Source organism: Stenotrophomonas maltophilia group sp. Smal17, from assembly GCF_030237045.1.
Lineage (GTDB): Bacteria > Pseudomonadota > Gammaproteobacteria > Xanthomonadales > Xanthomonadaceae > Stenotrophomonas > Stenotrophomonas forensis.
Map to the genome: position 1 here is coordinate 1 of NZ_JASJSU010000016.1, position 21,051 is coordinate 21,051.

Annotated in this window: 18 protein-coding genes; 10 read left to right on the top strand and 8 right to left on the bottom strand. The window is 68.2% G+C overall.

The window, feature by feature from the left end:
• Positions 1-72: 72 nt before the first annotated feature.
• Positions 73-561 (bottom strand): bacterioferritin, encoded by a 489-nt coding sequence (gene bfr / locus QRO93_RS06700; RefSeq protein ID WP_004151115.1) that lies wholly within the window; start codon positions 559-561, stop codon positions 73-75.
• 123 nt (positions 562-684) lie between these two features.
• Here bfr and QRO93_RS06705 point away from each other — a divergent pair, with 123 nt between their 5' ends.
• Positions 685-3,012 (top strand): penicillin acylase family protein, encoded by a 2,328-nt coding sequence (locus QRO93_RS06705; RefSeq protein ID WP_180878273.1) that lies wholly within the window; start codon positions 685-687, stop codon positions 3,010-3,012.
• Positions 3,013-3,043: 31 nt separating this feature from the next.
• On the opposite strand, the gene asnB is transcribed toward QRO93_RS06705, so the two are convergent.
• Complete coding sequence (gene asnB, locus QRO93_RS06710) at positions 3,044-4,735, bottom strand: asparagine synthase B (RefSeq protein WP_180878272.1); 1,692 nt, start codon at positions 4,733-4,735, stop codon at positions 3,044-3,046.
• Positions 4,736-5,078: 343 nt separating this feature from the next.
• On the opposite strand from asnB, the gene QRO93_RS06715 reads away from it, so the two are divergent.
• The gene (locus tag QRO93_RS06715) at positions 5,079-5,957 is read left to right on the top strand and encodes a tetratricopeptide repeat protein (RefSeq protein WP_180878271.1); all 879 of its coding nucleotides are present in this window, start codon (positions 5,079-5,081) and stop codon (positions 5,955-5,957) included.
• Positions 5,958-6,037: 80 nt separating this feature from the next.
• Here QRO93_RS06715 and dapE read toward each other — a convergent pair whose 3' ends face one another.
• Genes dapE through map form a run of 6 tightly spaced genes read right to left on the bottom strand, consistent with a single transcriptional unit; the run spans position 6,038 to position 12,910 of the window.
• Positions 6,038-7,165 carry a succinyl-diaminopimelate desuccinylase gene (gene dapE / locus QRO93_RS06720; RefSeq protein ID WP_180878270.1) on the bottom strand — a complete coding sequence of 376 codons (1,128 nt, stop codon included), beginning with the start codon at positions 7,163-7,165 and terminating at the stop codon, positions 6,038-6,040.
• Positions 7,162-7,533 carry an arsenate reductase gene (locus tag QRO93_RS06725; protein WP_174213496.1) on the bottom strand — a complete coding sequence of 124 codons (372 nt, stop codon included), beginning with the start codon at positions 7,531-7,533 and terminating at the stop codon, positions 7,162-7,164. Before QRO93_RS06725 ends, dapE begins: the two co-directional genes overlap by 4 nt.
• A 31-nt stretch (positions 7,534-7,564) precedes the next feature.
• The gene (locus QRO93_RS06730; protein WP_180878269.1) at positions 7,565-8,431 is read right to left on the bottom strand and encodes a hypothetical protein; all 867 of its coding nucleotides are present in this window, start codon (positions 8,429-8,431) and stop codon (positions 7,565-7,567) included.
• A gap of 2 nt (positions 8,432-8,433) precedes the next feature.
• Positions 8,434-9,495 (bottom strand): 2,3,4,5-tetrahydropyridine-2,6-dicarboxylate N-succinyltransferase, encoded by a 1,062-nt coding sequence (dapD, locus tag QRO93_RS06735; RefSeq protein WP_180878268.1) that lies wholly within the window; start codon positions 9,493-9,495, stop codon positions 8,434-8,436.
• Entirely contained in the window at positions 9,495-12,122 is a 2,628-nt protein-coding gene (locus QRO93_RS06740) for a [protein-PII] uridylyltransferase (protein WP_180878267.1), read from the bottom strand. Before QRO93_RS06740 ends, dapD begins: the two co-directional genes overlap by 1 nt.
• Positions 12,123-12,124: 2 nt before the next feature.
• Positions 12,125-12,910: a type I methionyl aminopeptidase gene (map, locus tag QRO93_RS06745; RefSeq protein ID WP_006427380.1), complete on the bottom strand. Its 786-nt coding sequence runs from the start codon at positions 12,908-12,910 to the stop codon at positions 12,125-12,127.
• A 230-nt stretch (positions 12,911-13,140) separates the two neighbouring features.
• On the opposite strand from map, the gene QRO93_RS06750 reads away from it, so the two are divergent.
• The 8 genes from QRO93_RS06750 (at position 13,141) to tsf (ending at position 20,933) form a co-directional block, all read left to right on the top strand.
• Positions 13,141-13,671, top strand: coding sequence for a spore coat U domain-containing protein (locus QRO93_RS06750; protein ID WP_180878266.1), 531 nt, complete (start codon positions 13,141-13,143; stop codon positions 13,669-13,671).
• Entirely contained in the window at positions 13,671-14,420 is a 750-nt protein-coding gene (locus tag QRO93_RS06755; protein ID WP_180878265.1) for a molecular chaperone, read from the top strand. The genes QRO93_RS06750 and QRO93_RS06755 overlap by 1 nt, the downstream gene beginning before the upstream one ends.
• A 7-nt stretch (positions 14,421-14,427) precedes the next feature.
• Positions 14,428-16,806: a fimbria/pilus outer membrane usher protein gene (locus QRO93_RS06760; RefSeq protein WP_180878264.1), complete on the top strand. Its 2,379-nt coding sequence runs from the start codon at positions 14,428-14,430 to the stop codon at positions 16,804-16,806.
• Entirely contained in the window at positions 16,803-17,837 is a 1,035-nt protein-coding gene (locus QRO93_RS06765) for a spore coat U domain-containing protein (RefSeq protein WP_180878263.1), read from the top strand. Before QRO93_RS06760 ends, QRO93_RS06765 begins: the two co-directional genes overlap by 4 nt.
• Before the next feature lie 124 nt (positions 17,838-17,961).
• The gene (locus QRO93_RS06770) at positions 17,962-18,207 is read left to right on the top strand and encodes a hypothetical protein (RefSeq protein WP_404830595.1); all 246 of its coding nucleotides are present in this window, start codon (positions 17,962-17,964) and stop codon (positions 18,205-18,207) included.
• A complete protein-coding gene (locus QRO93_RS06775) occupies positions 18,207-18,905 on the top strand; it encodes a molecular chaperone (RefSeq protein WP_180878262.1) in 699 nt (232 codons plus the stop codon). The genes QRO93_RS06770 and QRO93_RS06775 overlap by 1 nt, the downstream gene beginning before the upstream one ends.
• A 219-nt stretch (positions 18,906-19,124) precedes the next feature.
• A complete protein-coding gene (gene rpsB / locus QRO93_RS06780; RefSeq protein WP_006427162.1) occupies positions 19,125-19,931 on the top strand; it encodes a 30S ribosomal protein S2 in 807 nt (268 codons plus the stop codon).
• A 126-nt stretch (positions 19,932-20,057) separates the two neighbouring features.
• Entirely contained in the window at positions 20,058-20,933 is an 876-nt protein-coding gene (gene tsf, locus QRO93_RS06785) for a translation elongation factor Ts (protein ID WP_006427160.1), read from the top strand.
• Positions 20,934-21,051: the final 118 nt, after the last annotated feature.

Genomic DNA, 21,051 nt, shown 5'->3' on the forward strand with positions numbered 1-21,051 from the left:
GCTCTTCAAAAGACAGCCGACCAGCGGTCGGCTCTACCGGGTGGTCGCCGGGAATTGCCCAGCGCCTGCGGCTCAGTGCGCCGGGGCGCCGTTGCCGTCGATCTTGCTCAGCTGGTAGAGCTCCAGGCCGATGCGCTTGATCAGGCCCAGCTGCTGCTCCAGCCACCAGGCATGGTCTTCCTCGGTGTCCTTCAGCTGCGCCAGCAGCATGTCGCGGCTGACGTAGTCACCCTTCTCTTCGCACAGCTTCATGCCGGCGGCGAGATTGTTCCGAACCGCGTATTCAGTATCCAGATCCTTCTGCAGCATCTCCTCCACGGTCTTGCCCGGCTCGGTGGCATGCGGGCGCATGTCCGGGTCGCCGCCCAGGAACAGGATGCGGCGCAGCAGCGCGTCGGCGTGCTGGGTCTCTTCTTCCATCTCGTGGTTCAGGCGTTCGTACAGCGCGAACAGGCCCTGGTCCTCGTAGCGGCGGGAATGGATGAAGTACTGGTCGCGGGCAGCAAGCTCGCCGCGCAGCAGTTCCTTCAGGCAGGCGATGACGTCCGGGTTGCCTTTCATGGGGGGCTCCTGTGAATCGATGCGGCATAGGGTGACGCATTTCCGGCGACGGTGATCTAATCGGAATCAGTCGCAGTTGCGCCTGCGGCTACAATCGACCCTCGAGCGTGGAAAGGACGTGCGATGCGACGTACATGGCGTTGGGTGCTGGGCGTGTTGATCGCCATCGTGCTGGCCACCGTTCTGGTGCTGTGGCTGCTGCTGCGCGGCAGCCTGGCCGACCTGGACGGCGAGCATGCGCTGCCGGGCCTGGCCAAGCCGGTCACCGTCGAGCGCGACGCGCTGGGCGTGGTCACCATCACCGCCGGCAACCAGGCCGACGCGATGCGTGCGCTGGGCCGCGTGCATGCGCAGGAACGCTATTTCGAGATGGACCTGATGCGGCGCAGTGCCGCGGGCGAGCTGTCGGCGCTGTTCGGGCCGAAGGCCGTCGACGCCGACAAGCGCATGCGCGTGCATCGCCTGCGCGCGCGTACCGAGGCGAACATGCAGGCCGCGCTGGGCAGCAACAGCGAGGCCGTAGGCGCCTACATTGCCGGCGTCAATGAGGGACTGGCCGGACTTCCGGTGCGGCCATGGGCGTACCTGCTGCTGCGCCAGGCGCCGCAACCCTGGCGGGCCAGCGACAGCGTGCTCACCGGGCTGGCCATGTACGCCGACCTGCAGGATCCGGGCAACCAGACCGAGCTGGCGTTGAGCCGCATCCGCGCGGTGGTGCCGCCGGCGCTGTACGCCCTGCTCGCCCACGATGGCAGCGAATGGGATGCGCCCCTGTTCGGCGAACCAACCGGCAACGCCGTGCTGCCCGACGCCAGCCAGCTCGATCTGCGCACATTGCAGGGAAAGCCGGGCACCGGACAGGAAGAGGCCGATGCGGTCGGCAGCAACAACTTCGCCGTATCCGGTGCACTGACCGCCGACGGCCGCGCCATCGTCGCCGATGACATGCACCTGGGACTGCGCGCGCCGGGGCTGTGGTTCCGCGTGCGCCTGCGCTACCCCGACCCGCAGGCCGCAGGCGGCCAGGTCGATGTCACCGGTTTCTCGCTGCCCGGCCTGCCGGCGGTGATCGTCGGCAGCAACGGGCACGTTGCCTGGGGCTTCACCAACAGCTACATCGACACGGCGGACTACCGCACTGAACCGGCCAACGCTGCGGTCACCGTGCATGAGGAACGCATCGCGGTGGCGGGCCAGGCCGACGTGCTGTTCCCGGTGCGCGAAACCGCCTGGGGACCGATCCTGCACACGCATGCCGATGGCAGCGGCGATGCCCTGCGCTGGGTCGCGCAGCTGCCGGGTGCGGTGCGCCTGGACTTTGGTGACCTGGCCCGTGCCGGCGATCTGGAAGCCGCCCTGCACTTCGCCGACCAGGCCGGCATCCCGGCGCAGAACCTGGTGATCGGCGACCGCAGCGGACGCATCGCCTGGCGCCTGATCGGCGCCCGCCCCGACCGCGGTCCCGGCTGCGCACCGGCCGGCTTCAATGCCGCGAGCAACCAGGACTGCGCGCCCTGGCCGATCCGCAGCGACGCCGCACCGGCACTGATCGACCCACCCGATCATCGCCTGTGGACCGCCAACGGCCGCGTCCTCGACGGCGAGGCATTGGCCAGCGTCGGCCATGGTGGTTATGACCTTGGGGCCCGTGCGCGGCAGATCCGCGACCTGCTGGCCATCCAGGAGCGCTTCGACGAGCACGACCTGCTGGCGATCCAGCTCGACGACCGCGCGGTGTTCCTGCAGCGCTGGTGGGCACTGCTGCACGACGTCATCGAACGCAGTGACGATCCTGCGTTGAAGCGGTTGGGAGAGGCCAGCCATCAATGGGGCGGCCGCGCCTCGGTCAGCTCGGTCAGCTACCGGGTGGTGCGCGAGTTCCGCTCGCAGGTAATGCAGACGCTGTCTGACGCATTACTGGCCCCGGCCAACGCTCGACTGGGAGAGGACTACCTGGACCCGCGGCTGGCGCAGCTGGAAGGCGTCGCCTGGCCGATGCTGCAGCAGCGCCCGGCCAACCTGCTGCCCCCTGCCTTCGACAGCTGGGACGCACTGCTGGTCGATGCGGCACGACGAACCGAGGACGAACTGTCCAAACAGGGCCCGCTGGCCCAGCGCAGCTGGGGCGAACGCAACACCGCGGCGATCTGTCATCCGATCGCACGCGCGCTGCCGGACTTCGCAAAGCGCTGGCTGTGCATGCCGGCCGATCGCCTGCCCGGCGACCGCGACATGCCGCGCGTGCAGACGCCGAATTTCGGCGCCTCCGAGCGGATGGTGGTCTCGCCCGGCCACGAGGCCGATGGCATCGTGCACATGCCCGGCGGCCAGAGCGGTCATCCGTTGTCCCCCTACTGGGGTGCCGGCCATGAAGACTGGGTGCATGGCCGGCCGACCCCGTTCCTGCCGGGCAAGGCCCAGCATGTGATGACGCTGGTGCCTGCACGGTAATGCCGTCCAACGGCCGGCACTGCCTCCGGCGCTAGGCCAGTGCCTGTTCGTGCACGCCGGCAATCGCACGCCCGGACGGGTCGGCCGCTGCCGCGAAACTGGCATCCCATGCAATCGCCGCCGGCGACGAACAGGCGATCGACTTGCCGCCCGGCACCGTCTCGGCAGCTGCGCGACTAGGGAAGAACTGCTCGAACAGGTGGCGGTAGTAGTACGCCTCCTTGGTCTGCGGCGGGTTGTGCGCGAAGCGCTTGTCCGCGGCCGCCAGCACACGGTCGCTCACCTGTGCTTCGGCATGCGCCTTCAGCCCGTCGATCCAGCCGTAGCCGACGCCATCACTGAACTGTTCCTTCTGCCGCCACAGGATGCTGTCCGGCAGGTAGCCGTCGAACGCCTCGCGCAGCACCGCCTTCTCGATGCGACGGCCACCGAACCCGGCACCGACCATCTTGTGCGCGGCGTCGAAACGCATCGCCACGTCGAGGAATTCGCGATCCAGGAACGGCACGCGCGGCTCCACGCCCCAGGCCATCATCGACTTGTTGGCGCGCAGGCAGTCGTAGTTGTGCAGGGCATCGAGCTTGCGCACCAGTTCATCGTGGAATTCGCGCGCATCCGGCGCCTTGTGGAAGTACAGGTAGCCACCGAAGATCTCGTCGCTGCCTTCGCCGGACAGCACCATCTTCACCCCCATCGCCTTGATCCGCCGCGCCAGCAGGAACATCGGCGTCGATGCGCGGATGGTGGTGACGTCATAGGTCTCGATGTGGCGGATCACTTCCGGCAGTGCATCCAGCCCCTCCTCGAAGGTGTATTCGAAACCGTGGTGCACGGTGCCCAGCGCTTCGGCGGCAACCGCAGCAGCGGCCAGGTCGGGCGAGCCCTTAAGGCCGATCGCAAACGAGTGCAGGCGCGGCCACCAGGCTTCGGTCTGGCCGCCGTCCTCGATGCGACGGCGTGCATAGCGTGCAGCCACGGCAGCGACCAGCGAGGAATCGAGGCCACCGGACAACAGCACCCCGTACGGCACGTCACTCATCAGCTGGCGTTCGACCGCATGCTCGAAGGCCTGGCGAAGCTCGGCCAGGTCGGCCTGGCGGCCCTGCACATCCGCGTACTCGCGCCACGGCTGCTGGTAATAGCGCACCAGTTCGCCGCTGGCACTGTCGAAATAGTGGCCTGGCGGGAACTGCGCGACATCGGCGCAGGAATCGACCAGCGCCTTCATCTCCGAGGCCACGCGCAGGCGCCCCTGCGCATCATGGCCCCAGTACAGCGGCACCACGCCGACCGGATCGCGCGCCACCAGCACGCGACCGCTGTCACGGTCCCACAGCGCGAAGGCGAAGATGCCGTTGAGCTGCTCCAGCCACTGCGCCGGCGATCCGCCCTGGCGGTACAGCGCGTTGATCACTTCGCAGTCCGAACCGGTCTGGAAGTCATAGGCGGTGGTCAGCGCGGCCTTCAGCTGCTGGTGGTTGTAGATCTCCCCGTTCACCGCCAACGCCAGCTGGCCGTCGGCCGACAGCAACGGTTGCGAGCCGCCGGCCGGATCGACGATGGCCAGCCGCTCATGGACCAGCAGTGCGCCCTCGTCGAGGTACACGCCGCTCCAGTCCGGGCCGCGGTGGCGCTGGCGCTGCGACAGTTCCAGCGCGTGGCGGCGCAGGGCGGGAAGATCGTCACCGGCCTGCAGGCCGAAGATTCCGAAGATCGAACACATGGCGGAGCTCCTGTTGGGGGATTTCACGGGTGGGAAGGTGTTCGACCGGCCATCCAGGCCCGGGTGGGGCTGCGCCCGGGCACAAAAAAACCCGCATCGGCCGAGGCGGGTTTTCTGGTGTCCGGGCGTATGTTGCTGTCTATCTACCCAGGGCGCAGTCCCGCATCGGCCGCGCACGATTATTCGCGCGCAGATTATTGCGGTTGTTGTTGACGGCGGTGGTCAGGCGGATCGACATGGCATCGACCCTACCCCGGTTTCCGGCACGGCGCAACAGTTGCGTCGGCAACCAGCTGGACCGCCTGGCGGCGCATAATGGCCCGCCCTGCAATGTGTAACTGGAATGCAACACCGCAATGGACGCACCGGGGCGCTGGCCGCCCTGCTCTGCCTGGGCCTGGCCGCATGCCAGACCCTGCCCCCGCCTTCGCCCCTGCCGCCAGCCCAGCTGCAAAGCCTGGAGCAACGCGGCACCGACGGCAGCTTCGACGGTGCCTGGAACACCGCGCAGACCTTCGAGCACTTCAACGATCCGCGTGCGATCACGTACTACGAGCGCGCCGCTGCGATCACGCCCTGGACCTTCCACAACACCAAGGCGGAAGAAGCACTGGGCCGGATCTGGACGTCCGGCACGCTGCGGCATGCCGACAGCCCCCATATCGATCCTGCACCGGTTCTGCGTGCGTCGTGGCGACGTGGCGAACGCGCCTACCTGGCAGCGGCCAACCACGGCAATCCCTACGCGTTCCATGAACTCGCCACTGCCTATCGCGCGCGCAGCGACGCGCAGCTGGCATTGCGCTGGGACCTGCGCGCGATGATCTACCACCGCTATCCAAGCCGTTCCTCACGACTGCCGGATGCGGTGGCCGCGCAGGCCGGCACCGTGCACCCGTTGGTGGCCCGCATCCAGCGACGCGCCGAGCGCGGCGATGCCGAAGCGCAGGTGGACCTGGGCGCGCTGCTGGAAAGAGGCGTGGGCCTGCCGCGCGATCCGGCGCGCGCCCTGCAGCTGTACCAGCTCGCCGGTGCGCAGGGCAACGTGTTCGGCCAGTACTTCGCTGGGCTGTTGCTGGGTCGGAGCGCGCCGGGCGTGGAGAAAAACACCGATGCAGCGACGCAATGGTTCGCCAGGGCCGAAGCGCAGCACTTCTACATGGCCGCGCCGAGCTATTGGAAGAAGGCGATCGAGCCGCCGTTCTTCATTTTCTCGGAGTAGTAGAGCCGAGCATGGCTCGGCTCTACAGGAAAGCAGCCTCAGCCGGAGGCGTGCCGACCAACGGTCGGCACCCTCCCTCCTCACACCAGCAGCCGTTCCACCAGCCGCTGGTACAGCCCCGGCAGCGCTTCCAGCTCGTCCACGCGCACGTTCTCGTCCACCTGGTGGATGCTGGCGTTGACCGGCCCCACTTCGATGCACTGCGCACCCAGCGGTGCGATGAAGCGCGCGTCGGAGGTGCCACCGCCCGTGCTTTCCTCCGGCGCACGACCGATGTGTTCGGCCAGCACGGCACGCGCAGTGGCGCGCAAGGTACCTTCCGGGGTGTAGAACGGCTCACCGCTGCGATGCCACTTCAGCGTGTACTGCAGGCCATGCCGGTCGAGCAGTGCAGCGATCTCCGCCTCCAGCTTCGGCGCGTCCCAGTGCGGGTTGTAGCGGATGTTGAAGTCCACCTCCAGCTCACCGGGAATCACGTTGTTGGCGCCCGTGCCGGCATGGATGTTGGAGATCTGCAGGCTGGTCGGCGGGAAGCTCTCGTAGCCTTCGTCCCAGCGCCGCGCACTCAGTTCGGCCAGTGCCGGCGCGGCCTGGTGGATGGGATTGCGCGCCTTTTCCGGGTACGCCACATGCCCCTGCACGCCCTGTACGCGCAGCTTGGCCGACAGGCTGCCGCGACGGCCGACACGCAGCAGGTCACCCAGCGTCGCGGTCGACGAAGGCTCACCGGTGATGCACCAGTCGATGCGCTGGCCACGCTCGGCGAACAGCCGTGCCACATGGCGCACGCCATCGATCGCGTCGCCTTCTTCGTCGCTGGTCAACAGCACCGCCAGCGTGCCGGGATGATCGGGATGCGCGGCCACGAACTGCTCGGCGGCGACCACGAACGCGGCCACGCTGCCCTTCATGTCGGCCGTGCCGCGGCCATACAGCACGCCGTCACGGATCGTCGGCGTGAACGGGTCGCTCGTCCACGCCTGACGTGGGCCGGGCGGCACCACGTCGGTGTGTCCCAGCAGCACCAGCACCGGCGCGCCATGGCCGTGGGTCGCCCACAGGTTGTCGACCTCGCCCAGGCGCAGGTGATCGCAGTGGAACCCAGCCTGCTTCAGGCGTGCCGCCAGCAACGCCTGGCAGCCGGCATCGTCCGGCGTCACCGAAGGGCGTGCGATCAGCTCGCAGGTCAGGTCGAGGACGGCACTCATGCGCCGCCCACGCCGAAGCGTGCCTTGAATCCGTTGTCACTGAAGCCCTGGCTGACCGTGCCGTCGGCGGTCACCACCACCGGCCGCTTGATCAGCTGCGGGTACTCACGCAGCAGCAGCTTCCATTCGGCATCCGAGTCGGCCGCCTTGCGGTTGTCCGGCAATTGCCGCCAGGTGGTGGAGGACTTGTTGACCATCGCCGCCAGGCCGCCCAGCTGCGCGGCCCATTCCAGCAGGGTTTCCGGGCTGGGCTTGTTGTCGCGGTAGTCGACGAAGGTGTACGGCACGCCGAAGCGGTCCAGCCACTTGGTCGCCTTCTTGCAGGTATCGCAGTTCTTCAAACCGTAGACAGTGGTGCTCATGGCCATCTGTGATGCTGGAAAACAGAGGGCCAGAATCTCACAACAGGCGCTCGGACACGACCCGGAACGGCACCGCCGGCAGCCGCAGCGCCAGCCCTTCGGCCAGGTTCACGCCCATCGCCTGCAGGCGCGGACAGTGCGCTCCGCCCTCCAGCTGCAGCGGTTGCAGCTGGGTGGTATCCACCGGCAGATCGATGCGGGTGCTGGCCCAGCGCCCATCGCAGGTACGTGCAATGGCCTCGTCCTGGCAGGTCAGGAATCGCAACCGCGCGTCATGGCCATCGCAGAACCCGGCCCATGCCGAAGGGTTCCAGCCTTCGGCGGCGCGCCACTGCAGATGCAGCGCCGGGGCACTGCCCTGCCCGCCTTCGATCCAGGTCTGCCCGCCGCCATCGGCGCGTATCTGGTGTTCGAAACGCGTGGACAGGTGGGGTTGCATCGCATCGCTGAACGCGCGTGCACCGGCCACGAAGGCCAGCTGGTCCATCACGTTGCGGTCGAACAGCACCACCGGCGTCCCGTCCGGAGCATCGTCCCGGCGCAGGTACCAGCGCCAGTTGCTCTGGCGTGGCGAGGGCATCAGCGCGCGCAGCGGTCCGGCCATGCCGGGCCCGAAATGGCCATGGCGATAGCTGAGGATGGTGTACGGCGTACGCCCTTCATGCACGACGTAGTGATGGCCCGGCGGCGGTGGCGGTGCATGGCGCACATCGACCCACCAGCTCACATACACCACGTCGCGCACGTCGCTGACCAGCGCCGGTATCGGCCAGCGCCGCGACAGCGCACGCCGCAGCCGGGTCCAGCGTGGGGCGTGCAGCAGGCGAGGCAGCATCCGCCCGAACAGGGTGTCGGACGGATGCCGGTAGATCGCGGACTGCGCCAGGTCTTCCGGCGCCATCACCTTCAGTCGGCCAGGCCGCGCAGCAGGTCGTTCACGCTGGTCTTGCTGCGGGTCTTCGCATCAACCTGCTTGACGATCACCGCGCAGTACAGCGAGTGGGTACCGTCCTTGCTCGGCAGCGAACCGGACACCACCACGCTGTACGGCGGGATGTAGCCGTAGCTGATCTCGCCGGTGGCGCGGTTGTAGATGCGCGTGCTCTGGCTGAGGAACACGCCCATGCCGATCACGCTGTGGTGGCCGACCACGACGCCTTCCACCACTTCCGAACGCGCACCGATGAAGCAGTGGTCTTCGATGATGGTGGGGCTGGCCTGCAGCGGTTCCAGCACGCCGCCGATGCCGGCGCCGCCGGACAGGTGGCAGTGCTGGCCGATCTGCGCGCAGGAACCCACGGTGGCCCAGGTATCGACCATCGTGCCTTCGCCGACGTAGGCACCGATGTTGGTGAAGCTCGGCATCAGCACCACGTCCTTGCCGAAGTACGTGCCGCGGCGGGCGATCGCACCCGGCACCACGCGCACGCCGCCACGGCGGAACTTCGCTTCGTCATAGCCGGCGAAACGCGATTCGACCTTGTCCCAGAACGGCGCCGGGCGCGCATCGACCACCGCCATGTCGTTGACGCGGAAGTACAGCAGCACGGCCTTCTTCAGCCACTCGTTGACCTTCCAGCCGCCATGGCCGTCCGGCTCGGCAACCCGGAACTCACCGCTTTCCAGGCCATCGATCACCCGGTTCACCAGCGGCTTGGTCGAGCCTTCCAGCTCATGCAGGGTCAGCGTGGCGCGGCGCTCGAAGGCGCTCTCGATGCCGAACTTCAGCTCTTCCACGCCCGGCGCGGCCGGCTTGCGCAGCGACTTGCGGGCAATGGTTTCGGCGCGCGCGGCTTCGGCGCTCTTGGCCGGCGCCTTCTTCGGTGCAGCCACCTTCTTCGCCGGGGCCTTCACCGCAGCGGCCTTCTTCGGCGCAGCGGCGTTCTTCGCGGCCGGCACGGCGGCAGGTTTCTTGGCCGCTGCGCTCTTCGGGGTCGCGGCGGTTTTCTTGGCGGGCTTGGTGGCCATCAGGCGGGGTCTCCGGCGTTTCGATCAGGGTCCAGGCAGGCCAGCATCGCGTCATGCAGCTGCTGCCGGGCAGGTTCAGTCAGGGGGAGGTCGTGTTCGTCACTGATCACGAAAGTGTCTTCGGCGCGTTCGCCGAATGTGGCAATGCGCGCGTCATGCACGCGCAGGCCCTGGTTGCGCAGCACGAACGCCACGTCGGCCAGCAGGCCGGGACGGTCGGGGGCGACCAGGGCAAAACGGGTCGCGCCGGGCTCATCGCGGAACTCGATGCGCGGGGCAAAGCGGAAATGGCGCAGCTGCCGTGGCACCACCCGGCGCGAAGGCCGCAGTCGGGTCAGGTCACCGCTGAGCGCCTCGCGCAGCGCAGCCTCCAGGTTGGTGCTGCTGCCATCGGCGAAGGTATCGGCCGGGTTCACCTCGAAGGTATCGAAGATGGTGTCGGCAGGGCCATCCAGCACGCGTGCGCGGTGGATGCCATAGCCCTTGCGGTCCAGGGTCATCACGATGGCGGCGAACAGGCCGTCGCGGTCCGGCGAATGCACGAACACTTCCAGCGCCGGGTCGTCGACGCTGATCCGGCGCACCTTCACCAGCGCCTGGCCCTGCTTCACCGGCACCAGCGCGGCCGCCTGCCAGGCCAGCTGCTCCGGCCGCAGCCGGATGAAGCCTTCGTCGGGCATCACCGCGAACTGGCGGTCGATGGTGGCATCGTCGTAGCCCTGCTCGCGCACCAGCGCACGCACGCTGTCACGCGCCTCGGCCACGCGCTCGGCCGCTGGCACCGGGTGTTCCAGCCCTTCGCGCAACGCGCGCCGGGTGGCGAAATAGAGATCGGCCAGCAGGCGGTCCTTCCACGCGTTCCACAGCTTCGGGCTGGTGCCGGCGATGTCGGCACAGGTCAGCAGGTACAGGTAGTCGAGGCGGTCGCGGCTGCCGACCAGGGTGGCGAAGCGATGGATCACCACCGGATCGGCGATGTCCTGCTTCTGCGCGGTCACTGACATGCGCAGGTGCTGTTCGACCAGCCATGCCACCAGCTCGGTATCGGTACCACTCAGCGCATGGGCCTGGCAGAACGCGCGCGCGTCCACCGCACCCAGCTCCGAATGGTCGCCGCCACGGCCCTTGGCGATGTCATGGAACAGGCCGGCCAGCAGCAGCAGTTCCGGCTTGCGCAGGCGTGGCCACACTTCGTGCGCGATCGAGAATCGCTCGTCGGCACGACTGCTGGCGAACAGGCCGATGTTGCGCAGGACCATCAGCGTGTGCTGGTCGACGGTGTAGACATGGAACAGGTCGAACTGCATGCGCCCACTGACCTGGGCAAACGCGGGAATCCACTGCCCGAGCACGCCCAGCCGCGCCATGCGCGAAAGCGTGTCGACCGGGCGCTGGCCACGCAGCAACGCCAGGAACTGCTCGCGCGCATCGGCGTCGGCCACGTCGTAGGCCGGCAGCACGGGCAGCGCTTCGGCCAGCGCGCGTGCGGTCAGCGAATGCAGGCCGCGCACCTGCGGATTGTTGGCCCAGCTGGCGAACAGCGCGAACACCTGGCCGATGTCGCCGCGCGGCCAGTCGGCCTCGTTTGCGGCCAGGTAGCCACGGCGCAGGGAAAAGCCCACGGTCAGCGGTTCCGGCTGCGCCTCGCCATCGAACTGTTCCTCGAAGCGCTGCAGCAGGCGGTCGCTGATCCGGCGCACCACCAGTGCGGCGCGATAGAAGCCCTGCATCATCTTTTCGACACCGAGGTTCTCGGCGTCGTCCTCAAAGCCCAGGCGCGCGGCCAGGGTCTTCTGGTAATCAAAGCGCAGGCGCTCTTCCGGGCGGCGCGCCACCAGGTGCAGGCCGAAGCGCAGCCGCGCCAGCACCGCGCGTTCGCGCTTGAGCGCGGCCGCTTCATCGGCGCCCAGGTGACCGAGCCCGACCAGGGCCTCCAGGTCGCGCACGCCGAAGGCGCGCAGCGCCATCCAGCCCAGCGTATTGAGATCGCGCAGGCCGCCGGGGCCATCCTTCAGGTCCGGCTCCAGGTTGTCGGCGGTATCACCGAAGCGCTGGTGGCGGTTGCGCAGTTCTTCCAGCTTGGCCAGGAAGAACGTACGCGCCGGCCACAACTCGCGATCATCGATGGCCTCGCGCAGGGCGCGACGCGTGGCCTCTTCGGCCAGGATCGGGCGCGCCTCGATCAGCGCGGTCAGTACGGTCTGGTCGGCCGCCGCCTCGCGGCATTGCGCAGCGGAGCGCACGGCATGGCTGACCGCCAATCCACAGTCCCACAGCAGCGCGAACAGGCGCGCCAATGCCGCTTCGTGCGCCAGCTGTGCCGGCGGCTCGCCGAACACCAGCAGGTCGATGTCCGAACGCGGGAACAGTTCGCCACGGCCGTAGCCGCCCACCGCGAACAGCGACAGGCTACTGTCGGCCGGCAGGCAGCGCTGCCAGGCCAGGCGGATCAGATGGTCTGCAGCGCGTGCGCGCAGCGCCAGCAGGCGCTCGATGTTGTCGCCCTGGTCGAAGCGGCGGTACAGGCGCGCGTCGGCCTGCTGCAGCGCCTGGCGCGCGGCAGCAGCCCAGTCCGGGTCGTTGAGCGACGCGGCCGGCGTGTCCAGCAGCGAACTCGCCGGCAGCATCCTCAGGAGACCTGCGACTCGCCCGGCGACAGGGTCAGCACATCCACGCCGGTCTCGGTGACCGCGATCATGTGCTCCCACTGCGCCGACAGCTTGCGGTCCTTGGTCACCACGGTCCAGCCGTCCGGCAGCACCTTGTTGTAGCGGGTGCCCTCGTTGATCATCGGCTCGATGGTGAAGGTCATGCCCGGCTGCAGCACCAGGCCCTGGCCCGGGCGGCCGTAATGCACCACCTGCGGTTCGTCGTGGTAGACCTTGCCGATGCCGTGGCCGCAGTACTCGCGCACCACGCTGAAACGCTCGCCTTCGGCATAGCTCTGGATGGCATGGCCGATGTCGCCCAGGGTGGCGCCCGGGCGCACCGCGCGGATGCCGCGCCACATCGCTTCGTAGGTGGTTTCCACCAGGCGGCGCGCCATCACCGACGGCGTGCCGACGAAGTACATGCGGCTGGTATCGCCGTGCCAGCCGTCCTTGATGACGGTGACGTCGATATTGACGATGTCGCCATCCTTGAGCACCTTCCCTTCACTGGGGATGCCGTGGCAGATGACGTTGTTGACCGAGGTGCACACGGTCTTGGGGAAGCCGCGGTAGCCAACGTTGGCCGGAATGGCGCCCTGCACGTTCACGATGTGGTCGTGGCAGATGCGGTCCAGTTCCTCGGTGGTGACACCGGGCTTGACGTGGGGGGTGACGATGTCGAGCACTTCGCTGGCCAGGCGGCCGGCGATGCGCATCATCTCGATTTCCTGCGGGGTTTTCAGATTCACGCTCATGGCGCCCATTATCGCTGATCCGGCCGCAATCTGAACGAACGCCACCCAACTGGCGATCCGGGCCATGCACGGTTCCGGCAAGGAAAGTGAAAGCGTGACGAACTCCGCCCTTTCGGGTCCCTATTTATCACGGATTACAGACACTTGCGCTGCCTAAGCTGGCCCCAGCGTCGTCAAAGCGGCACCGATCGTGCCGTCTTCGCCTTGTTCAACAGACCTTCGGGTCAGGGAGGTTGTCCATGCGATCCCCAGTTCGTTCCCCGCTGGCCTGGGCCATGGCCGGGCTCCTGGCGTCCAGCCCGGTGCTGGCCGCCGACACCACCACCTTCAACGTCACCCTGATCGTCACCAAGGCCTGCACCATCACCGCCGCGGCGGCCACCAACGTGGATTTCGGCACCGCCGCCTCCACCACCGCCACGCCCACCCTGGGCCAGGGCACGGTGACCGCGCAGTGCTCGGCGCTGACCCCGTACACGATTTCGCTGAATGCGGGCGCCAACGCCAGTACCGCCAATGACGTCACCACCCGCCGGATGAAGAACACCAATGCGGCGGTGACCGCCAACAACTATGTCGGTTACCAGCTGTATCAGGATGCGGCGCACACGCTGGTGTGGGGGGCCACCACCGGCACCAACACCCAGGCCGGCATCGGCACCGGCCTGGCGGTGCCCTACATCGTCTACGGCCAGATCCTGAACCTGAGCACCAACAACCCGGCCACCGGTAACTACCTGGATACGGTCACCGCCACGATCACCTATTGATGGAGCACGCCCGCATGGCCGGATCCCGCCCGTGGCGCGCCACCGGCGTGGCGCTGCTCGCCCTCTGCCTGCTGGCGGCCCCCATGGCAGGGGCCACCAGCCTGCAGGTGGCCCCCACCAGCCTGCAGCTGGAAGCCCGCCAACGCGCCGGCGAACTGTGGCTGACCAACAGCGGCACCTCACCAGTGAAGCTGCAGGTGCGTGTGTTCCGCTGGGTCCAGCAGAACGGGCAGGAACAGCTGCTGCCCACCGATGAACTGGTCGCCACCCCGCCGATGCAGGAACTGGCGGCCGGACAGCAGCAGCTGGTGCGGGTGATGCGGCCCACCCGTGAGCCGCCGCCGGCCCAGCAGTACTACCGGCTGATCGTGGACGAGGTGCCGGACCTGTCCACCCGCACCGACGGCATGCAGTTCGTGCTGCGCTATTCGATCCCGGTATTCGTGCAACCGGCGTCGGGCAAGCTGGCCGCGCGGCTGCAGGCCCGGCTGGTGCGGCTGGACGATGGCCGCGACGGCGTGGAGGTGTCCAATTCCGGCGACAGCTACGCGCAGATCGCCGACCTCGCGCTGGGCAGCGCCAAGCGCCCGCGCATCGTGCATCCCGGCCTGCTGGGCTACGTGCTGCCCGGCCAGGTGATGCGCTGGCCACTCGAACGCACGGCGATCGACCGCGACAACGACCAGATCACGGCCAAGCTCAATGGCGAGTCGGAACAGACGCCACTGTCGCCACCACCGGCTCGCTGAGGCGTTGATGGGCGCGCTGCTTGCTGCCCTGGCTCCTGCGGCGACCGAAGCCGCCGATGTGTCCGGCGCAGGAGCCACCGGGGCTGCCGATGTATCCGGCGTGTCCGCCGATGCCATCCTGCCGCCTCCCACTCCGCTCACCGCCAGCCAGACGCTGTATCTGGACGTATCGCTCAACAGCACGCCACGCGGCCTGCTGCCATTCACCGACAACCGCGGTCGCCTGCAGGCCAGTCCCGAAGTGCTGCGACAGCTCGGCTTCAATGCCAGCGGCGACGCGCCGGTGTACCTGGACCAGATCAGCGGCGCGGTGGTGCGCTATGACGCCCACATGCAGACCCTGGCACTGGACGTACCGCTGGACCAGCTGACCCTGCCGACCACCGTGCTCAGCCGCCCGCAGGCGCGCGCACCCGCTGGCAGTGCGTCGCCCGGCGTGCTGTTCAACTACGACGTGTATGGCAGCCGGGTGGATACGCTCGGCAACCTCAGCCTGAGCTCGGAACTGCGCCTGTTCGGCATCGGCAACGGCACCTTCGAGAACACCGCGATCAGCCGTCGCTACCAGCAGCCAAGCGACCGCCGCTGGCGCGGCGAGAGCGTGCGCCTGGATACGCGCTGGAGCCTGGATTTCCCCGACCAGGCAATGACCCTGGAGGTTGGCGACTTCTACAGCGGCTTCGTCGACTGGACACGGCCGGTGCGCCTGGGCGGCCTGCAGATCGGCCGCAACTATGGCCTGCAGCCCTATCGCGTGCTGACCCCCACCCCCAGTTTCCTCGGCCAGGCGGTGGTGCCCTCCACGGTCGAGCTGTATGTCGATGGCCTGCGCCAATACAGTGGCCAGGTGCCGGTCGGCCCGTTCCAGCTGGCCGCGCAACCCGGCATCAGCGGTACCGGCAGCGCGCAGGTGGTGGTGACCGATGCGTTCGGCCGCATGCAGACGCTGGATTTCAGCTTCTATGGCACCCAGCAGCTGCTGGCCAAGGGGTTGTCGGACTGGTCGCTGGGCGTTGGCCATCTGCGCGAAGACTTCGGCCAGCGCTCGTTCGCCTACGACGACCGCACGGTTGCCAGCGCCAGCTGGCGCGGCGGCGTCAGCGATGCATTCACCGGCGAAGCACATGCCGAAGGCGGCGGTGGCCTGGCCCAGGCCGGCCTCGGCGGCTGGTGGCTGCTCGGCAGTGCCGGCGTGTTCAATGCCGCCTACGCGCACAGCGACTACCACGGCCTGCAGGGCGGGCAATGGGCGCTGGGCTACAGCTGGAACAACCGCCGCCTCAACGTCAACCTGCGCAGCGTGCGCAGCCACGGCGACTACCGCGACCTGGGCGCGCTGCAGGGCAACCTGCCGCCGAGCATCAGCGAACAGGCCACGGTCGGCATGGATCTGCTGCGGCTGGGCACGCTCAGCGCCAGCTACCTGCGCCTGCGCTATCCCGATGGCGAGGACAACCGCTACGCCAGCCTGTTCTGGTCGCGCACCTGGAGCCAGCGCTGGTCGGCCTACCTGTCGGTGAACCAGAACCTGGACCAGAGCGACGACCGCAGCATCTATCTGTCGGTCACCGCCAGTCTCGGCAACAACCGCCAGGCCAGCCTGTCCAGCCAGCGCAATGGCGACAGCCAGAGCTGGGTGGCCGACGTCACCCAGCCCGTGCCGGGCGATGGCAGTGCCGGCGGTGTCGGCTGGCGCGCCCAGGTCCGTCATGGCGAAGACGGCAATGGTGGCCTGGCCGAGGTCGGCATCCTCAACGATGTCGGCCGCTACTCGTTCGGTGCGTCGCGCCAGGGCGGCCTCAACTATGCCTACGCCAGTGCCAGCGGCAGCCTGGTGTGGATGGGCGGGCACGCCTTCGCCACCCGCGAGGTCTCCGACGCGTTCGCGGTGATCAGCACCAACGGCGTCGGCGGCGTGCCGGTACGACTGGAGAACCGCCTGATCGGCGTCACCGATGATCGCGGCCTGCTGCTGGTCAGCCCGCTGCTGTCGTGGCAGCGCAACCGGGTCTCGATCGACACCCTCGACCTGCCCGAGGACATGCGCGCCGACCGCATCGAGGACTGGGTGACGCCGCGCCAGCGCGCGGGCACCCGGGTCACGTTCCAGCTGCGATCGCGGCCCTCGCTGAGCCTGACCCTGCTGGGCATGGACGGCCAACCACTGGAGGTCGGCAGCGAAGTGCAGCTGCCCGATGGCCGCCAGGCGACCGTTGGTTATGACGGCCTGCTCTACCTCGAGGATGTGGCCGCCGGCAGCATGCTGTACGTCACCACCAGCCGCGGCCAGTGCCGGCTGAAGGTGCCGGACCTGCCCAGGGTGGTGGCGTCCGGCGCCCGGCCGCAGCCGGCACCGCTGCACTGCATCCCGGAGGTGGCGCCATGAGGATGCTGCTGCTTGGCCTGCTGCTGGTGGCCGGGCTGCTGGCCGCGACACCGGCGCGCGCCGTCGCGGTCTGCACGGCCATCGCCGACCCGACACTGCCGTTCGGCAACGTCAACAGCAATGCGCCGGGCGCAACCACGGGCACGCTCAACATCACGGTGAACTGCACCACCTCCGCGCTGAGCCTGCTGGCCACCACCGGGGTGCGGGTGTGCGTGGGCATCGGCGCCGGCAGCGGTGGCGGCAGCAGCGCCAGCTGGCGGACGATGAAGACCGGCACCAGCGACAGCATGAATTTCCAGCTCTACAACACCTCCAACTTCAGCCAGGTGACCGGCTTGACCCCGCGCGGCACACCGCCAGCGCAGGAACTGACCTTGACCTACAACGTGCCCCTGACCGGCGGCAACGGCACGCAGGCCACGCAGTTGTTCGCCCAGATCCCGGCCAACCAGGTGCTGGCCTCGGGTGCGTACAGCAGCACCTTCAGCGGCGCCAGCGTGGTACTGACCTGGGCCTGGAACGAAGTGCTGCTCGGTACCGCCACCGTGCCGGCCAACTGCAATGGCGGCGCCACCGGCACCAACAGCGCCAGCGCCGCGTTCAGCTTCACCGCCACCGCCAACGTGCTGCCGCAGTGCGGCAGCTACGTCACCACCAACATGAACTTCGGCAACGTCACCGGTGGCATTCCCGCCAACATCGACCAGACCGCCACGCTGACGCTGACCTGCCTGAAGAACACCGCCTACCAGATCAGCCTGAACAACGGCCAGAACAACCCCGCCGCTACCAGCACGCGGCGCATGGCCACCACCCTTGGCACCGGCACCTACTACCTCACCTATGAGCTGTACCGCGATTCGGCACGCAGCCTGCGCTGGGGCAACACCCTCAACGTCGATACCGTTGGCGGCACCGGAAGTGGCAGTGCGCAGCAGCTGACCATCTATGGCCGGGTGCCGCCGGTCACCGGCCAGCCCCCTGCCGGCGCCTACAACGATCTGGTGCAGGTGACGATCACCTATTGACGCGCGTGCCGACCTGCGGTCGGCCCCCACCGGGCAGATGGCGCAGTCGAGCAAGCTCGACTCTACAGTTCCTGCCGATCCGGCCGATACCGCGCAACGAGTCTTTCGACACACGGGATGGCAGGTGGTTCGCGCACTTCTGATCGGGGCGATGCTGGTCGCCAGTACGCCCGCGTGGGCCGACCCCAGCAGCAGTACCGTGCAGATCCAGCTGACCGTGGTCGAAGCCTGCAGCGGTGATACCGGCGGCGACCACTGCCCATCCCCGCATCAGCGCAGCGATGCACCGCAGCTGCCATCCCAGGTCCGCGACCTTGCCCCGCCGGCCGCCGACGACGACGCAGCGCCTGCCGTGACCGTCATCTACTGATGCGCACACGGCTGACCCTGCTCGCGCTGCTGCTGGCGCCGTCGGCCGCGGCGCTGGACCTGCTGCCGACTACGCTGCAGCTGCCAGCCGACGGCGGCCATACCGCGCTGTGGCTGTACAACCCCGGCCCGGGTCGCTGGCAGGGCCAGGTGAGGATCCTGGCCTGGGAGCAGCAGGCGGACACCGAGCGACTGCGCCCCAGCGACCAGATCGTGGCCAGCCCGGTCCAGCTGGACCTGCCAGCAGGCGCTCGCCAGCGCGTCTGGCTGCTGCCGCGCCTGCCGTCTCCCGTGGCCAGCGAACGGGCCTACCGGGTCGTGCTCGCGCCCAGCGCGCCTGGCCTGCCGCGCTACTCGCTGCCCCTGTTCCAGGGACATGCCGCGCCGCTGGCGCAGCCGCAGCTGCGGTCCGAGGTCGGCCCCGAGCCGTCGCACCCTACCCTGCGACTGACCAACTCGGGTACCCTCCACGCCCGCCTGCACGACCTCGCCTTCGTTGCCGACGATGGCCGGCGCCTCGTACTGCTGCCCGGCCTGGCCGGCTATGTGCTGGCGGGCCAGGAGCGCCACTGGGCGCTGCCCGCCCATGCCCGCGGCTATGCCGGCGGCCATTTCCAGGCCCGCCTGCAGGACGGCCGCGTGGTCGAACTGTCCACGCCGGACCCGGCAATTGCAGCAAACGCACCGGGCGGGCTATAATCGACCGGATTCCTGCCGCCTGCGTGCGCGGGACCCGTCCACACCGGACGTCACCGGTGAATCCACACCTGCTGCCCCCATCCGTGCCGGGGTGCTCCGCGAGGAGTTCGGCCACGGAGGCAACAGGGAAGCCCAACCCCGGAACCGATCGCGCTTCCACGCGTCCCGCACACCTATCCCCGCGGGCGGAATCGCTGGTTCCATATCAGGAGTATTGCAATGCCCCAGGTCACCATGCGTCAGATGCTGGAAGCCGGCGTCCACTTCGGCCACCAGACCCGCTACTGGAACCCGAAGATGGCTCCGTACATCTTCGGCGCCCGCGGCAAGATCCACATCATCAACCTGGAAAAGACCGTCCCGCTGTTCAACGACGCGATGAACTTCATCTCGTCGGTGGCCCAGAAGCGCGGCACCGTCCTGTTCCTGGGCACCAAGCGCAGCGCCCGCGAAACCATCAAGGAAGAAGCCGAGCGTTGCGGCATGCCGTTCATGAACCAGCGTTGGCTGGGCGGCACCCTGACCAACTTCCGTACCGTCAAGCAGTCGGTTGCCCGCCTGAAGGAACTGGAAGCCGGTGAAACCGACGGCACCTTCGAGAAGCTGGTCAAGCACGAAGTGCTGGGCCTGCGTCGCGAGCGCGACAAGCTGGAAGCCTCGCTGGGCGGCATCAAGGACATGAACCGCCTGCCGGACGCCATCTTCGTGATCGACATCGGCCACGAAGACATCGCGATCAAGGAAGCCAAGAAGCTGGGCATCCCGGTCATCGCCGTGGTCGACACCAACTACAACCCGGAACTGGTTGATTACGCCATCCCGGGCAACGACGACGCCATCCGCGCCGTGCAGCTGTACGCCCGCGCTGCGGCCGACGCCGTGCTGGAAGGCAAGGCTGCTGCTCCGCACGCCGCCTCGGTGCGTGAGGAAGAGTTCGCTGAAGCCGCTGCTGAAGGCGAAGACAAGCCGGCCCGCCGCGCTCCGGCGAAGAAGGCCGCCAAGAAGGGCGACGACGCCCAGGCCTGATCCAGGCCCCGGGGTGGACGCCCGGCGTCCACCCTCCCTGCGCGCAGCCCTTGGCGCGTGACAGGACCGTGTCACACGGGCCGGCCACCATGCCGGCCCAACCCCTTTCTTTCGTGAGGTAATCCCGTGGAAATCACTGCTTCCCTGGTCAAGGAACTGCGCGAGCGCACCGGCGCCGGCATGATGGAATGCAAGAAGGCGCTCACCGAAGCCAACGGCGACATCAACGCCGCTGCTGAAGCCATGCGCAAGTCCGGCGCTGCCAAGGCCGACAAGAAGGCTGACCGCGTGGCTGCCGAAGGCCGCCTGGGCCTGGCCCAGGATGGCGGCAAGGCCGTGCTGGTCGAAGTCAACTCGGAAACCGACTTCGTCGCCAACGACGACAACTTCAAGTCCTTCGTCAACGCCGTCGCCGCTGCTGCCCTGGCATCGGGCGCCAACGACGTCGAAGCCGTGAAGGCTGCCAAGCTGGCCGATGGCCGCACCGTTGAAGAAGCCCGCGCCACCGCCGTGCAGACCCTGGGCGAGAACATCCAGATCCGTCGCATGGTGAAGGTGGATGGCAACAACACCATCGGCGCCTACGTCCACACCAACGGCAAGGTCGGCGTGCTGGTCGACCTGGTCGGCGGCGACGTCGAGCTGGCCCGTGGCCTGGCCATGCACGTGGCCGCGCTGAAGCCGCCGCACAACAAGGCTGCCGATGTGCCGGCCGAGTTCGTCGAGAAGGAAAAGGAAATCGAACTGGCGAAGATGTCCGAGAAGGACAAGTCCAAGCCGGCCGACATCCTGGAAAAGATCATCAGCGGCAAGATCAACAAGATCGTCAGCGACGTGACCCTGTACGGCCAGACCTACGTGCTGGGCGACACCACCGTCGAGCAGGTGGTCAAGGCCGCCGGCGCCGACGTGGCGGGCTTCAAGCTGCTGATCGTGGGCGAAGGCATCGAGAAGGTGGTGGAAGACTACGCCGCCGAAGTCGCCAAGGCGATGCAGGTCTGATTCCAGCCCTCCGGCTGTGAAGCGACCAGAAGGAGCCGCGGGAAACCGCGGCTCTTTTTTTATGCCCACTGCACCCGTGGGTGCGCACCGTTGGTGCGCACACCGACACCGGCGCCCA